We start from the raw sequence: 14,034 nt of genomic DNA on the forward strand, positions 1-14,034 counted from the left end.
AATCCGCCGATCGGTTGACTTTGGCGGGCTTCGTCCATATAAGGCCGGCCACGTTCGGGAAGCCCGGTCTCGTCTGACGGCGGCGACGCATTTCCTGTTCGAAATCAGAACACGCTATCAAGAAGGGCCGCACTCCGCGGTAATTAAATAACATGGCAACAAAGCGTACCTACCAGCCTTCGAAGCTCGTCCGCAAGCGCCGGCACGGCTTCCGCGCCCGCCTCTCCACCACGGGTGGCCGCAAAGTCCTCGCCGCTCGTCGCAATCGTGGCCGCAAGCGGCTTTCCGCTTGACGCAATCGGACATCAAGGGCCGATGACGACCCGAAAAATTCAAAACATTGCCGGCCGGCTGAAAAGCCGGCCGGAATTTTTGCGCGTGCGTGATGGCGAGAGGCGCAAAGGCCGCTATTTCATCCTCGAAGTCCTGGACCGCAACGTGGCCGACGAGGCGCCGCGCGCCGGCTTCACCGTGACCAAGAAACAGGGCAATGCCGTGGTGCGCAACCGTATCCGGCGCCGCCTGAAAGAGGCGGTGCGGCTCTCCGCGCAGTTTGCAATGCAGCCGGGCCATGACTATGTGATCGTTGCGCATCGGGAGGCGCTTGGCGCCTCATTTGAAGAATTGACAAACGCGCTCTCAACGCGCATCTCCAGCCGGCAGAATTCCAAGGGCCGCCGACCATCGGGAAAGAGTGATGGAAAACAACCGTAATTATTATATCGCGATCGTTCTCTCCGTCCTGATCGTCTTCGTTTGGCAGTTCTTCTACATGGGCCCGAAGATGGAGCGCGAGCAGAAGCAGCAGCAGATCCAGCAGGCCGAACTCGCCAAACAGAAGAAGAGCGAAAAGCCGGCGATCGTCGATGACAATGGCAAGGTACCCGGCATCAATGACGGCGCGGTTCCCGTTGTCACCCGCGAGCAGGCGCTGGGCCAGGCCAAGCGCGTCGAGATCGACACCCCGGCGCTGACCGGCTCGATCAACCTGACCGGCGCCCGTTTCGATGACCTGAGGCTGAAGAAATATCGTGAGACGATCGACAAGAACAGCCCGATCATCACGCTGCTGAGCCCCGGCAATACGCATGACGGCTATTTCATCGAGCTCGGCTATATCGGCGGCGACAAGACCTCATCGATGCCGACGGCGAGCACCAATTGGACGGTGACTGGCAATACCAAACTGACGCCATCTACGCCGGTAACGCTTTCCTACACCAATACGGCCGGCGTGACCTTCGTGCGCGAGATCGCCGTTGACGATCACTACCTGTTCACCATCAAGGACACGATCAAGAACGACGGCAAGACCGACATTCCCCTCGCGCCTTATGGTCGTATCGCTCGCTACACGATTCCCACCACCCCTGCTGCCTGGGTGCTGCACGAAGGCTTTGTCGGCTGGCTGAACAATGGCCTGGCGGAAACCACCTGGGCCAAGGATACCGAGCCGGTGGCGCATGACGGCAGCAATGGCGGCTGGTTCGGCCTGACCGACAAATATTGGGCCGCCGCGATCATTCCGCAGCAGGACCTGACCTTCAACTCGAACTTCACCCATGTGCAGACTGGCCAGCAGCTGTTCCAGGCAGACTACCGCGAGCAGACCGGCAACATGTTGAAGGCTGGCGGATCCAGGACGCTGACCACCAAGGTCTTCGCCGGCGCCAAGGAAGTCGATGTCGTCAACGGCTATTTCAATGCCGGCATTGTGAAGTTCAACCTGTTGATCGACTGGGGCTGGTTCTGGTTCTTCACCCAGCCGATGTTCAAGCTGATGGACTTCCTCAACAAGTATTTCGGCAATTTCGGTCTCGCCATCCTGGCCACCACCGTCATCGTCAAGACGCTGTTCTTCCCGATCGCCAACCGGCAATATGCCTCGATGGCAAAGATGAAGAAGCTGCAGCCGAAGATGGAGGAACTGAAGGCGCGTCTCGGCGACGACCGCATGGCGATGCAGACCGCGACCATGGCGCTTTACAAGGAGGAGAAGGTCAATCCGCTTGCCGGATGCTGGCCCGTCCTGCTGCAGGTGCCGGTGTTCTTCGCACTGTATAAATGTATCTATATCACCATCGAGATGCGGCATGCGCCGTTCTTCGGCTGGATCCAGGATCTGTCGGCACCCGACCCGACGACGATCTTCAACCTCTTCGGGTTGATCCCCTGGACACCGCCGCATGCACTGATGCTTGGCGTCTGGCCGCTCGTCATGGGTTTCACCATGTTCCTGCAGATGCGCATGAACCCGACGCCGCCCGATCCGACCCAGGCGATGATCTTCAACTGGATGCCGCTGATTTTCATGTTCATGCTCGGCTCCTTCCCCGCCGGCCTGGTGATCTATTGGGCCTGGAACAACACGCTGTCGGTGGCACAACAGGCGATCATCATGAAGCGCAACGGCGCCAAGATCGAACTGTTCGACAACTTGAGACGGCTGGTGCAGCGAAAACCATCATCGGCATGAATGGCTGTTGAAAAGATGTGATGATTGACGAATGTCGCTTTTGGCTGCGGCATCCGGCATCAGAAAACGCTAATGAACGAGGCTTCCGGTCTATGCCGGGAGCCTTTTTCTTAGGAGAATGAGGATGGAACGGGCGGTCGCCCAACATTCGCTGGCCGAGGAGCGCATCGGTGCGGTGCTGGTGTTCGGCTCGGCGGTGGCCTGGAGTTTCGGCGGCGCCATCGCACGCTATCTCACCATTGCCGACAGCTGGACGATCGTCTTCTGGCGCTGCCTGTTTGCCGGCCTGTTCCTCGTCGGCTTCCTGATCGCCCGCGATGGGCCGAAAGCGACGGTCGCCGCCTATCGCAACATGGGCGTTCCGGGCCTGGTCGTCGGCACCGGATTCGCAATCGCCTCCGTCTCGTTCATCATCGCCATCGGCTATACGACGGTCGCCAATGTCGTGCTCATTCAGGCCGCAACACCGCTCTTGGCGGCGCTGATGGCATGGGCGGTCTATCGCGAGCGGATCGCCGTCTCGACCTGGATCGCCATCGTCGCCGTCATCTTCGGTGTGGCCGTCATGGTTTCGGGATCGCTCGGCCAGGGCAAGTCATGGATCGGGACGGCGCTCGCCATGCTCATCCCGATCGTCTATGCGACGGCGACGGTCGTGACCCGGCGCTACAAAAATGTCCGGCAAGTGCCGGGCGTCAGCCTCGGCTGCTTCCTTGCCGTGGCGCTGGCCGCGACACAGGCCTCGTCCTTCCATGTCACATGGTCGGAAATGGCGATCCTGGTGGCCTTCGGCGTCTGCAATCTCGGGCTCGGCATGGCGCTCTGGGCCACCGGCGCGCGGATGGTGCCGTCGGCGCTGGCCGCACTGCTCGGCACGGCCGAGACCATGCTCAGCCCGCTCTGGGTGGCGATCTTCCACCACGAGATTCCCGGCATCGAGACGCTGATCGGCGGGCTGATTATTCTCATGGCGCTGATCGGTTACCTGCTCCTGGCGCTCAAGCGGCAGAACGTTTCCTGAAGGCCAACCCCGCCGACTCAGATATCCGGCTGCTCATCAGACATCCTGACATCCGGCCAGAGCCAGTCATATTTCGATTTTCCGACATGGCTGAAAATCAGGCTCGGCTTTTCCGCGATCCATTGGATCGGTTCTTCAAGCTCGAGTTTGGGAATGCTGGCGCGGTCCCAGATCATCGTCAGGTGTGGCTTGAACGGCAGGCCCGGCATTTTGGGTATATGCAGCTTTTCATGAAGGCGTTTTTCCAATTCAAACAGCGCCTCATTGCGCCGGCTTGAACTCAGCACGGTGGGACGGCGCGACCCGTGGTCAAAACTCTCGACCCGGTCGAAGGAAATCTCGATCGGTCGAACTGCATTTGCGAGAGCACGGCGCCGATGGCGGCAATAATCCGATCGGTCGGTTTCGGCGGTGCTTCCAGCCGCGGCAGGGTCACGAGTGTCACATGAAATGTCTCCTCGCGCCGCAGTCTCCCTTTCAGCTTCCTGCGTTGCTTGACGTCATTGGCCAGAGCCGTGACCTTTGCCGCGACGGGTTCCGGCGGTGCTAAAACGACATAAAGGTTCGCACGGTTCTGGCTGAAGCCTGAACGGCGCGGCCCGCCGCGCGCGGATTGAGCATCCGACATGCTTCTCTCTCCATCCTACGGATCGGCTATCTCACTATGCCACCACGACGACTGTGCGGAAAGGCCGTCTGGTTGACCAACGCTATGCGGCCCTCGTCTGGGACTGGCGACACGGGAACGTGCAGATCGGGCGATACTCCGTCTGGCCCTGCAGGCTTTCGACAAGAACGAGTTCACTGACCCGCCACCGGATCGGCGGCTTGATCTCCTCGGCAACAATCTTTTTGTCATCGTAAAGCAAAGCCATATGCGGGTGGTAGGCCCTGCCCGCCGGCCTTCCGAAATAGGGTTGAAGCAGTTTCCGCGCCGATATCTCCAATTCGATCAGTGCCTGATTGCCGTTGTCGCTGTAGAGGACGACCGGTTTTCCATGGGATCCGTTAAAGCTTGCAGCTCGGTCAAAATAAATATCGAATTCTACTCCGGACAGGATATGGCGCACCGCATTCACCTGGACCAAGGGGAGCATCGCATACGGTCCAAAGCCCACAATCGCCACATGCAGGACATCATCAGGCCGATGTCGACCGGTTAATCCATGTTGGCGGGAAAGATCACGCGTCGCCTGCCTGATCGGTTCCAGAGCGCTCTCGCTCGGCCGGGCAAGAAGAATCAACTTGCTGCCCGAAAATGGATTTTTGATTTCGAAATTCCGGCTTGCATTGCCTGACATCTGTGCCTCCATCCAATCATTTTTGGAGTCCGACCATATCAGAAAATGTAGAACATAACAAGAACAAATGATATGGAACGGCATGCCCGCCGACAGAAAGCGTCACCAGTGTCGCACTTCGGAATCGTCGCGCCGGCGCGCGAATTGGCTCACTCGACCTCCATTTTCTGCGCTCTTTTCGGGGCAGCGCTTGACTTTCCCGCCGAAACCCGAAAATCCGGACCGGTTATAAACGGGATACTGACATGACCGACAGTGCAAAGCCGCTCGACCGCATCTTCACGCGGCCCTGGATCTTCATCCGCGGCGTGCCGGCAATGAAATTCCTGCCGCCGGAAGGCCCGGCCGAGATCGCTTTTGCCGGTCGCTCCAATGTCGGCAAGTCATCGCTGATCAATGCGCTGACCGGCCAGCGCGCTCTGGCGCGCACTTCCAACACGCCGGGACGGACGCAGGAACTCAATTATTTCGTCCCGGATGGTTATTCGGGTGGGATCGGCGACCTGCCGCCCTGCGCACTGGTCGACATGCCCGGTTATGGTTATGCCGAGGCACCGAAGGCCCAGGTGGATGCCTGGACCAAGCTGGTCTTCGACTATCTGCGCGGGCGCTCGACGCTGAAGCGCGTCTATGTGCTGATCGACAGCCGCCATGGCATCAAGAAGAACGACGACGAGGTGTTCGACCTGCTCGACAAGGCGGCCGTCTCCTACCAGATCGCGCTGACCAAGACCGACAAGATCAAGACAAGCGCGATTCCGGCTCTGATCACGGATACGCTGGCAAAGCTCGCCAAGCATCCGGCCGCCTATCCGGAAATCCTCACGACCTCGTCGGAAAAATCCGAAGGCATCGAGGAGATGCGTGCAACCCTGATCAAGACACTGTCTCTCTAAAGCGCGTCGCGATCTCCGGGAATCGCTCCGGGCGCTTTAGCTCCTTGTTTTTTCGCATGTCTTTATCCCGAAACCGGCGACCACTTTCGGAAGACATGCTCTGATAAAAAGCCGTCCGGGCTGGATGCACCGGACGGCGTGAGTTGGCCTGGGCGCGAGCGCTCACGCCTTCGGCAAAAGCACCTTGTTGATGACGTGGATGACGCCGTTCGATTGCTGGACGTCGGCAATGGTGACGGTGGCGACGCCGCCCGTCTCATCCTTGAGCATGATCGTCTTGCCCTTCTTCATCGCGGTCAGCACGCAGCCGCCCACCGTGGTGATCTTGTGCATGCCGCCATCGTCCTTGATCATCTTGGCGATGGTCTTCGACATGGCGTCGGCGGCAACGACATGGCAGGTCAGCACCTTGACCAGCTTGTCGTGATTTTCCGGCTTCAGCAGCGTATCCACAGTGCCGGCCGGCAGCGCGGCGAAAGCTTCATTGGTCGGCGCGAAGACAGTGAACGGGCCCTTGCCTTCCAGTGTGTCGACCAGGCCGGCCGCCTTGACGGCAGCGACCAGCGTCGTGTGGTCCTTCGACTTCATGGCATTCTCGACGATGTTCTTCGTCTTGAACATCGGCGCGCCGCCGACCACCGGGTTCCTGGCCTCGGCGGCGAAAGCAGTGGCGAAAATGGCGGCGGCGACGAGCGTCGTGCGGATTGCGGTTCTGAGCATCGGATTACCCTTCCTGTCTCCTCGGCCGGCTGGACGATTCCAGGCCGGTCCTCACTCCCTGGTGGGATGAAAGGAAGTACGGGCGGGGCGGGATTAGAGTTTCAGCTGGAAGAAATTTTGCGAGATTTCGATTGCAAGAGCGTGGCTCATTCAAATCGCGCCAGATAATCTGCTATTTCCTCGTCTGTCGCTTGCCACTCTTCCCCTCTGGCCTCCGCGATGACGACCACGCCAACGAGCGTGATCGGATCTTCCGCCATAAAGCGGTCCGCGCCTCGCACGGCGACGACAAATTGACCCTCCGGGTGAACGGCATAACCCTTTGACAGCAAGGTCAGATAGGCTGGGGTGAGCAGATTTGCCGCGGCGGCAAGGTGCATGAGGTGCCCTCTCCAAATCGGCGTTACAACGCCGGCGAAACGACGGATCGGTCACGGGAACCGCAGCCACGGCATGACGTCGGCGCGTAAAAAGGCCGAGCACGCGACCTTTTGGATTCAGAGTGCCCTGGTCTTGCCCATCGCGATGACTGGCCCGGTTGGCTTGCCGTCCGGCGCGCCGCCGAAGGGTTCGACGGAAATGGCAATTGTCTTGTCAGGACCAAGTTCCTTGCGCATGGCGCTCGGGACATTGATTGCACCGGTGCCATCGGGCAGGATGCCGAGCGAGTGAGCCTGTTTGTCTTCGGTGATCAGCCAGAGCTGCAGCGACTTCGGCTTTTCCTGCTTCAGCGCCGCGGGCGTGATGCTCAGCCGGCCCGAAGCCGTATCATAGCTGGCGATCAGGCTCATCGGCGTATCCATGGCTGTGAGTTCCGCCACCAGCGGCTTGACGGTCGGCCCAACCGGCGGGGTGACGCGATCGGCCACGGTGACGCTGACGCCTGCGATGATCGCTACCGCCGTCAGTGTGCGCCACAGGAACACGGAACTCCAGACAGCCTGCAGCAGGCCTCCCTGCTCACCCTGCTGCGGCATGCCGAATAGCCGCGTTTCGATCTTCTTGTAGAGTTCCGGCGAGGGGCGGACGTCGCGGTAATCTTCGTTGAAATCGGCGAGGTTGGCTTGCCAGCGGCGCACCTGGTTGGCGAATTTGGGGTCGCCGGCCATGCGCGCCTCGACGCGTCGCCGGTCTTCCTCGGACAGCACACCGAGCACATATTCGCCGGAGATGATCTCGTCACGGGTCCGGTCCCAATCCTGCGGCTTATCGCTCATCGCCCGAGGCACTCTCTTAGTTTCAGCAGGCTGCGACGCAGCCAGGTTCGTATGGTGTTCAACGGTATATTATAGAAATCTGCCAGCTCTTGGTAGCTCAAACCTTCAACATATGCGCGCTTGACAGCATCTGCTTTATCAGATTCGAGCGTCTGCATGCAGCCCTCAATTCGGCTACCTTCGCTGCGATTGATGGCCTCGGCTTCCGGATCAGGCGCATCGCTTGCAAGATCAAAGACTTCGTCCAGTTCGGAGGCCTGCGGCTTCCTCGCGCGCATCACGTCTATGGCGTGATTGCGGGCGATCGCGGCAAGCCAGGTCTCGGCCCGGCCTTCGTCGCGCGAGAAGCGTTCGGCACGCTGCCAGACCTTGATGAACACATCCTGCAGCGCATCCTCCGCTTCGGACCGGTTTTTCAGGATACGCAAGAGGATGCCGAGAAGTTTCGGCGCGGTGCGAAGATAGAGCCGGGTATAGGCCGCTCGGTCGCGCAGACCTACGCGGAGCATCAATGCATCGATATCCTCGTCCGACCTGTTTTCGGCCATTGCCATCCGCCGCATTGCCTCATTGCTGACCGGCAATTTTTACGCGGGTTTCGGCCAAACGGATCATTCCATGTGCCCGCGACTTACGCTAAAGAGGCTCGACTTCATTCAGCGAGGCCCGGTATGTCCCAGTCGGAAAGCGAGATCCAGGCGCGTCTGCTCGCGCAGGCTCTGCCCTTCATGCAGCGTTATGAGAACAAGACGATCGTCGTCAAATATGGCGGCCACGCCATGGGCAATCCGGAACTCGGCAAGGCCTTCGCCAGCGATATCGGCCTGCTCAAGCAGTCCGGGCTGAACCCGATCGTCGTCCATGGCGGCGGCCCGCAGATCGGCGCTATGCTGGCCAAGATGGGCATCGAATCGCGCTTCGAGAACGGCCTGCGCGTCACCGACGAGAAGACGGTCGAGATCGTCGAAATGGTGCTTGCCGGCTCGATCAACAAGGAGATCGTGCAACTGATCAACCGGACCGGCGAATGGGCCATCGGCCTCTGCGGCAAGGACGGCAACATGGTGTTCGCCGAAAAGGCGCGCAAGACGGTCATCGACCCTGATTCCAATATCGAGCGCGTGCTCGATCTCGGCTTCGTCGGCGAGGTCGTGGAAGTCGACCGCACGCTGCTCGACCTGCTCGCCAAGTCGGAAATGATCCCGGTGATCGCGCCGGTGGCGCCGGGCCGCGACGGCCACACCTATAATATCAATGCCGACACCTTCGCCGGCGCCATTGCCGGTGCGCTCAACGCCGCCCGCCTGCTCTTCCTCACCGACGTACCGGGCGTGCTCGACAAGAAGGGCGACCTGATCAAGGAACTGTCCGTCACCCAGGCCTATGAGCTGATCAAGGACGGCACGATCTCCGGCGGCATGATCCCCAAGGTCGAGACCTGTATCGAGGCGCTGAAGATGGGCGTCGAGGGCGTGGTCATCCTCAACGGCAAGACCCCCCATTCGGTGCTGCTGGAACTGTTCACCGAGACAGGGGCCGGCACGCTGATCGTGCAGTGACAAGCATCGGCTGGTGGCGCGCCAGCCTGAAATCAGCCAGCGGGATTAGGCATTGCTTGTCCCGCTGGAGTTGCCATGTTCAAGCGCCTGTTTCTGTCCATCGCCGTCCTCGCCTTGCTCGCCGCACCGTCCTATGGCAAGCGGCTGCATTTCTCCGGCTATGATTTCAAGATCAAGGAAGGAACCGGCCTCGGGCCGGGACCGAATGACTGGGCCAAGTCGCAGGCCTTTGTCGACACCAAAGGCCGGCTGCATCTGCGCTTCTCGGAAAAGGATGGCCACTGGTATGCCGGCGAAGTCGAGAGCATCAGCAAATTCGGCTTCGGCACCTACAGGATCGTCTTCGAGGGCAATATCGGCGGCCAGGATAAGAACGTCGTGTTCGGCTTCTTCAACTATCCGACCGCTGATGTCGGGCCGGATGGGACCAACGAGATCGACGTCGAATTCGCCCGCTGGGGCGACAAGGCCAACGCGCCGCTGAACTACACGGTCTGGCCGGTGGATCCGGGACTCGACAATGCGCATCAGACCTTTGTCTTCCGCAGGGGCGATCGCAAAAGTGTCCACCAGTTCACCTGGCAATCCGATAGCGTCGTCTACTCATCGACGGAGATCAACGACGACGGCGGCCCAGGCAATACCTCTGACTGGACTTTCGCGCCGAAAAATCCAGAAGCGCGGATCGGCCAGAACCCGATGCCGGTCTATTTCAACCTCTGGGGTTTTCAAGGCCGTGAACCGAGTGACGATAAGCCGGTGGAGGTGATCATCGACTCGTTCAAATATACGCCGCTGAAGTAGCCAGTCGGGTTGCGATCCACCAGACCTCTTCGATTGCTAGGATCATAAACACATCACAGGCCCCGATCACCTCGGCCAAACATTGTTATCCTTGGCGAATTGGATGACGGCGGGATAGATCCTGCCATCGTCGACGATATTTGTCAGGCCCTTCAACGTGTTGGCCAAAGCGTCGTCATGCTCCGACATGAAGTGCCACCGCTTGCTCGGGTCTGTCGGATATGGCTTTGGGAAGAGATCCACGCCGTGCTCGACCGCCCCGGCATGCTTTTTCAGCCCCATCTCGTTCAAGGCGACCACCACCTCTGGGGCAAAATTGCCCGAAGATTTATAGAAGAACTGCGCGACCGAGCCGTTCGACACCTCGTCTTCAAACACGCGGACGACGATGATGCGAGCATATGGCGCAGGCAGCCGGGCAAGGAACGCTGCTTGTTGCTGATATGTCTCATCGTCGGCCAAGCAGCCTATCAAGCCGTTGGTCAGGTAACCCAACTTGTCGCCATCCGTTGCGGCTGCTTTCAGCGGCTCGTAGATCGCCTTGAGCGCGGGGGAGCGCATGATCCTTGTCTCGGCCTCGTCGAGAAGGCTGGGCAGGGCACGAAATTTTGCCGAAAGCGCCTTCAGATTCGCGTCGAGGACCGGATCGCGGATGCCACCACGGCCGTCGCTCCAGCGCTCATAACGCTGCTGCTCCGTGCCATAATCCGGGCCGAACAGGACACGGCCCTGGCGGATGATCATGGCGTGGTCCTTGAGCCCCTGGGCATCAAGCGTTGCCAAGACTTCATCGATATAGACGCTTGGTTCATCAACGAAGAAATGGATCAAGCCATTCTCCCTGTCCGTCCATGCGGCCGTCGCCGCGAGCATCATCATTGGCCGCTCGACTGGTTGAAAGGTCTTGAGGCCGCGGGCGAGCGCCATCTTTGCTTTTTTCCCGCCGGCCTCATCCGCTCCCAAACCCATCGTGTCCGGCCTGCCGTTGGGATCAGGAAAGAAAATGGTCGGCTGATACAACGGAACGGCACGCCTCTCGATAACATCAGTCATTGGATAGTGCTTCAACCGCCCGACATCGCAGCCTTCCGCCGCCGCCAAAGGACCAGGCGCCGCCATTGCCATGAGCACCGTCAATACCGCAGCGAAATCAAGCCATTTCAACATGCAGCGCCTCCTTTGGAAGATTCCGCCGGAATCGGTAACGGATGGAGCTGGAGATTTCTTCTGGGTAGGCAAAGCGGCGATATCACAGGATTTTTGCTATCCTGCACAATTTCCGGCTCAGCCGAGTTCTCTCTTCAGCGCATAGAGCGCGTCCAGCGCCTGCCTTGGCGTCATGTCGTCGAGATCGAGCGCCTTCAGCGCCGCGTCGACCTTTGAGGCCTTTGCCGCTTTGGGTTCTTCTCGGCGGATGGCGGCCTGGAACAGCGGCAGGTCGTCGATCAGTTTCGCTGCCGGGTTCTTGCGATCGGCGTCTTCGAGCAGGCTCAGCACTTCCCGAGCACGCGCCACCACCGAGGCCGGCAGGCCGGCAAGTCGCGCCACCTGGATGCCGTAGGAGCGATCGGCAGCACCCGGCCCGACTTCGTGCAGGAAAATGACATCGCCGTCCCATTCCTTGACGCGCATGGTGACATTGGCGAGGCGCTTGAGCTTTTCCGACAGCACCGTCAGCTCATGGAAATGGGTGGCGAACACGGAGCGGCAGCGGTTGACCTCATGCAGATGCTCGACCGCAGCCCAGGCAATGGAGAGACCATCGAAGGTCGCCGTGCCGCGGCCAATCTCGTCGAGGATCACCAGCGAGCGATCGGTCGCCTGATTGAGGATCGCCGCCGTCTCGACCATTTCGACCATGAAGGTCGAACGGCCGCGTGCCAGATCATCGGAGGCGCCGACGCGGGAAAACAGGCGGTCGACCACGCCGATCTCGGCCTCGGCTGCGGGCACGTAGCACCCCATCTGCGCCATGATGGCGATCAGCGCGTTCTGGCGCAGGAAAGTGGATTTGCCGCCCATATTCGGGCCGGTCAGCAACCAGATGCCACCATGCTTCTGCTCTTCCCCCGGCGAGAGATCGCAATGATTGGCGACGAACGGATTGCCCGCGGATTTTCGTAGCGCCTGTTCGACCACCGGATGCCGCCCGCCTTTGATGCGAAAATCCAGCGAGCCATCGACCACCGGCCGGCAATAGGCCTGCTCATCGGCCAGCGCGGCCAGGGCGGAAGACACGTCGATGACGGCGATGGCATTGGCGGCGGCCTTGACCATCTCGGCGGCTTTCACCACGGCCTCGACCATCCGGTCATAAGCTTCGAGCTCGATCGCAAGCGCCTGTTCGGCGGCATTGGCGATCCGGCTTTCGAGATCGGAAAGCTCGACCGTGGTGAAGCGCATGGCACTCGCCGTCGTCTGGCGATGAATGAAGCGCGCACGGCGCTCGGGCGTGTCGGTAAGCGCACCGGATGTGCCGGAGGTCAATTCGATGAAATAGCCTAGCACATTATTATGCTTGATCTTCAGCGATTTGACGCCGGTTTCCTCGGAATAGGAATTCTGCAGACCGGCGATCACCCGGCGCGACTGGTCGCGCAGCTCCCGCAGTTCGTCGAGATCGGCGATGGCGCCGTCGGCAATGAAGCCGCCGTCACGCTTGAGCAGCGGCAGATCCTCCGCCAACAGGCTTTCGAGGAGCGCTTCAAGTTCGAAAGGGACAGCATTCAGCGCCGAAGCCGCCGCTGCCAATTCGGGCGGCAAGCGGCGCTGCCCGAGCAAGGATGAAACTGTCCGGCCTGTTTCAAGCCCACGCAAAATCGCCTGCAGGTYGCGCGGACCACCACGGTCGAGCGCCAGTCGCGACAGCGCGCGCGGCATATCGGGCGACCGCTTCAGCATCTGTCTGACGTCTTCGGTCAGGCGCGGCTCGTCGAGGAAGAAGGAGACCGAATCCAGCCGTCCGTTGATTTTATCCGCATCTGTCAGCGGCGACATCAGCCGTTCGCAGAGCAGCCGCGTGCCGCCGCCGGTCACCGTACGATCGAGCGCCTTGAGCAGCGAACCGTCGCGATTGCCCGACAGCGTCTTGACCAGTTCGAGATTGGCGCGCGTCGCCGGATCGATGAACAGGGTCGAGGCGCCGCTTTCGCGCTCCGGCCGGCCCAGCGGCGGGCGCTCGGCGATCTGCGTCTTTTCGACATAGGCAACCGCTGCGGCACCCGCAGCCAGCTCGGCGCGGCTGAAACCGCCGAAGCCATCGAGCGTCGAGACATCATAATAGCGTGCTATGCGGCTCTCGGCCGTGGCTGAGTCGAAGAGCACAGCCGGCTGTGGACTGACGACCCGGCCGAGAATGTCGAAGGTCGGCCTCAGTTCCGGGTCATGGAACAGGCCGTCGGCGACGATCAATTCCTTCGGCTCGACGCGCAGGATGTCGGCAAGCAACCGCAGCAATGTCGTCTCGGCCAGGCGGAAAATGCCGGTGGAAATATCGATCCAGGCGAGTGCATAGGCGGGTGCTTCACTGCCGCGGATGCGTGAGAGCGCCATCAGGTAATTGCTGTCGCCCGGGTTGAGCAGCTTTTCCTCGGTGATCGTGCCTGGCGTCACGAGGCGCACGACATCGCGGCGGACGACCGACTTGGCGCCGCGCTTCTTCGCCTCGGCAGGGTCTTCGACCTGTTCGCAGACGGCGACGCGGTAACCCATCCCGATCAGTTTCTGCAGGTAGTCATCGGCGGCATGCACCGGCACGCCGCACATCGGAATATCCTGGCCGAGATGCTGGCCGCGGCGGGTGAGCGTGATGCCAAGGGCGCGCGATGCTTCCAGCGCATCCTCGAAGAACATCTCGTAAAAATCGCCCATGCGATAGAACAGCAGGCTATCCGGATTGGCGGCCTTGATCTCGATATATTGCTCCATCATCGGCGTCGCGGTCAGCCGGCTTTCCTCGGAAGCGAGCTGGGCAACGGTCAAGGCATCAATAATTGTCATACTGTTCTTTTGACAAACGGATAAGCGTGTCTGATAAAGGC

General features: G+C 60.4%; 16 protein-coding genes. 7 read left to right on the forward strand and 9 right to left on the reverse strand.

The genetic code is table 11. From position 1 onward, the window contains the following. The first annotated feature begins 152 nt into the window (after positions 1-152). From rpmH to AC1DYF_RS24000, 4 genes are all read left to right on the forward strand, one after another. Complete coding sequence (rpmH, locus tag AC1DYF_RS23985; RefSeq protein WP_477879282.1) at positions 153-293, forward strand: 50S ribosomal protein L34; 141 nt, start codon at positions 153-155, stop codon at positions 291-293. A gap of 22 nt (positions 294-315) precedes the next feature. Continuing rightward, a complete protein-coding gene (rnpA, locus tag AC1DYF_RS23990) occupies positions 316-714 on the forward strand; it encodes a ribonuclease P protein component (protein ID WP_477879283.1) in 399 nt (132 codons plus the stop codon). Further along, a complete protein-coding gene (gene yidC / locus AC1DYF_RS23995) occupies positions 698-2,476 on the forward strand; it encodes a membrane protein insertase YidC (RefSeq protein ID WP_477879284.1) in 1,779 nt (592 codons plus the stop codon). Before rnpA ends, yidC begins: the two co-directional genes overlap by 17 nt. Before the next feature lie 124 nt (positions 2,477-2,600). Then, a complete protein-coding gene (locus tag AC1DYF_RS24000) occupies positions 2,601-3,497 on the forward strand; it encodes a DMT family transporter (RefSeq protein ID WP_477879285.1) in 897 nt (298 codons plus the stop codon). A gap of 17 nt (positions 3,498-3,514) precedes the next feature. On the opposite strand, the gene AC1DYF_RS24005 is transcribed toward AC1DYF_RS24000, so the two are convergent. The 3 genes from AC1DYF_RS24005 to AC1DYF_RS24015 all read right to left on the reverse strand — a co-directional run bounded on the left by AC1DYF_RS24005 (position 3,515) and on the right by AC1DYF_RS24015 (position 4,798). Continuing rightward, positions 3,515-3,841: a hypothetical protein gene (locus AC1DYF_RS24005; protein ID WP_477879342.1), complete on the reverse strand. Its 327-nt coding sequence runs from the start codon at positions 3,839-3,841 to the stop codon at positions 3,515-3,517. After that, positions 3,778-4,125, reverse strand: coding sequence for a 2'-5' RNA ligase family protein (locus tag AC1DYF_RS24010; RefSeq protein ID WP_477879286.1), 348 nt, complete (start codon positions 4,123-4,125; stop codon positions 3,778-3,780). The genes AC1DYF_RS24005 and AC1DYF_RS24010 overlap by 64 nt, the downstream gene beginning before the upstream one ends. An 82-nt stretch (positions 4,126-4,207) precedes the next feature. Then, positions 4,208-4,798, reverse strand: coding sequence for a 2'-5' RNA ligase family protein (locus AC1DYF_RS24015; protein ID WP_477879287.1), 591 nt, complete (start codon positions 4,796-4,798; stop codon positions 4,208-4,210). 245 nt (positions 4,799-5,043) lie between these two features. Between AC1DYF_RS24015 and yihA the strand changes: the two genes are divergently transcribed. Then, positions 5,044-5,694 (forward strand): ribosome biogenesis GTP-binding protein YihA/YsxC, encoded by a 651-nt coding sequence (yihA, locus tag AC1DYF_RS24020; protein ID WP_477879288.1) that lies wholly within the window; start codon positions 5,044-5,046, stop codon positions 5,692-5,694. A 162-nt stretch (positions 5,695-5,856) separates the two neighbouring features. Here the strand turns inward: yihA and AC1DYF_RS24025 are convergent, their stop codons facing one another. The 4 genes from AC1DYF_RS24025 to AC1DYF_RS24040 form a co-directional block, all read right to left on the reverse strand. Then, the gene (locus tag AC1DYF_RS24025) at positions 5,857-6,414 is read right to left on the reverse strand and encodes a fasciclin domain-containing protein (protein ID WP_477879289.1); all 558 of its coding nucleotides are present in this window, start codon (positions 6,412-6,414) and stop codon (positions 5,857-5,859) included. Positions 6,415-6,560: 146 nt separating this feature from the next. Beyond that, entirely contained in the window at positions 6,561-6,794 is a 234-nt protein-coding gene (locus tag AC1DYF_RS24030; RefSeq protein WP_477879290.1) for a hypothetical protein, read from the reverse strand. A gap of 117 nt (positions 6,795-6,911) precedes the next feature. Continuing rightward, a complete protein-coding gene (locus AC1DYF_RS24035) occupies positions 6,912-7,631 on the reverse strand; it encodes an anti-sigma factor (protein WP_477879291.1) in 720 nt (239 codons plus the stop codon). Next, positions 7,628-8,179 carry a sigma-70 family RNA polymerase sigma factor gene (locus AC1DYF_RS24040; protein ID WP_477879343.1) on the reverse strand — a complete coding sequence of 184 codons (552 nt, stop codon included), beginning with the start codon at positions 8,177-8,179 and terminating at the stop codon, positions 7,628-7,630. Before AC1DYF_RS24040 ends, AC1DYF_RS24035 begins: the two co-directional genes overlap by 4 nt. 123 nt (positions 8,180-8,302) lie before the next feature. Between AC1DYF_RS24040 and argB the strand changes: the two genes are divergently transcribed. Further along, a complete protein-coding gene (argB, locus tag AC1DYF_RS24045; protein WP_477879292.1) occupies positions 8,303-9,190 on the forward strand; it encodes an acetylglutamate kinase in 888 nt (295 codons plus the stop codon). 75 nt (positions 9,191-9,265) lie between these two features. After that, complete coding sequence (locus tag AC1DYF_RS24050) at positions 9,266-9,994, forward strand: glycoside hydrolase family 16 protein (RefSeq protein ID WP_477879293.1); 729 nt, start codon at positions 9,266-9,268, stop codon at positions 9,992-9,994. 66 nt (positions 9,995-10,060) lie between these two features. Here AC1DYF_RS24050 and AC1DYF_RS24055 read toward each other — a convergent pair whose 3' ends face one another. Beyond that, entirely contained in the window at positions 10,061-11,161 is a 1,101-nt protein-coding gene (locus AC1DYF_RS24055; RefSeq protein ID WP_477879294.1) for a DMP19 family protein, read from the reverse strand. A 117-nt stretch (positions 11,162-11,278) separates the two neighbouring features. Beyond that, positions 11,279-13,993 carry a DNA mismatch repair protein MutS gene (gene mutS, locus AC1DYF_RS24060; protein WP_477879295.1) on the reverse strand — a complete coding sequence of 905 codons (2,715 nt, stop codon included), beginning with the start codon at positions 13,991-13,993 and terminating at the stop codon, positions 11,279-11,281. Positions 13,994-14,034 lie beyond the last annotated feature (41 nt).

This window comes from Rhizobium sp. P2_G9 (assembly GCF_056403475.1).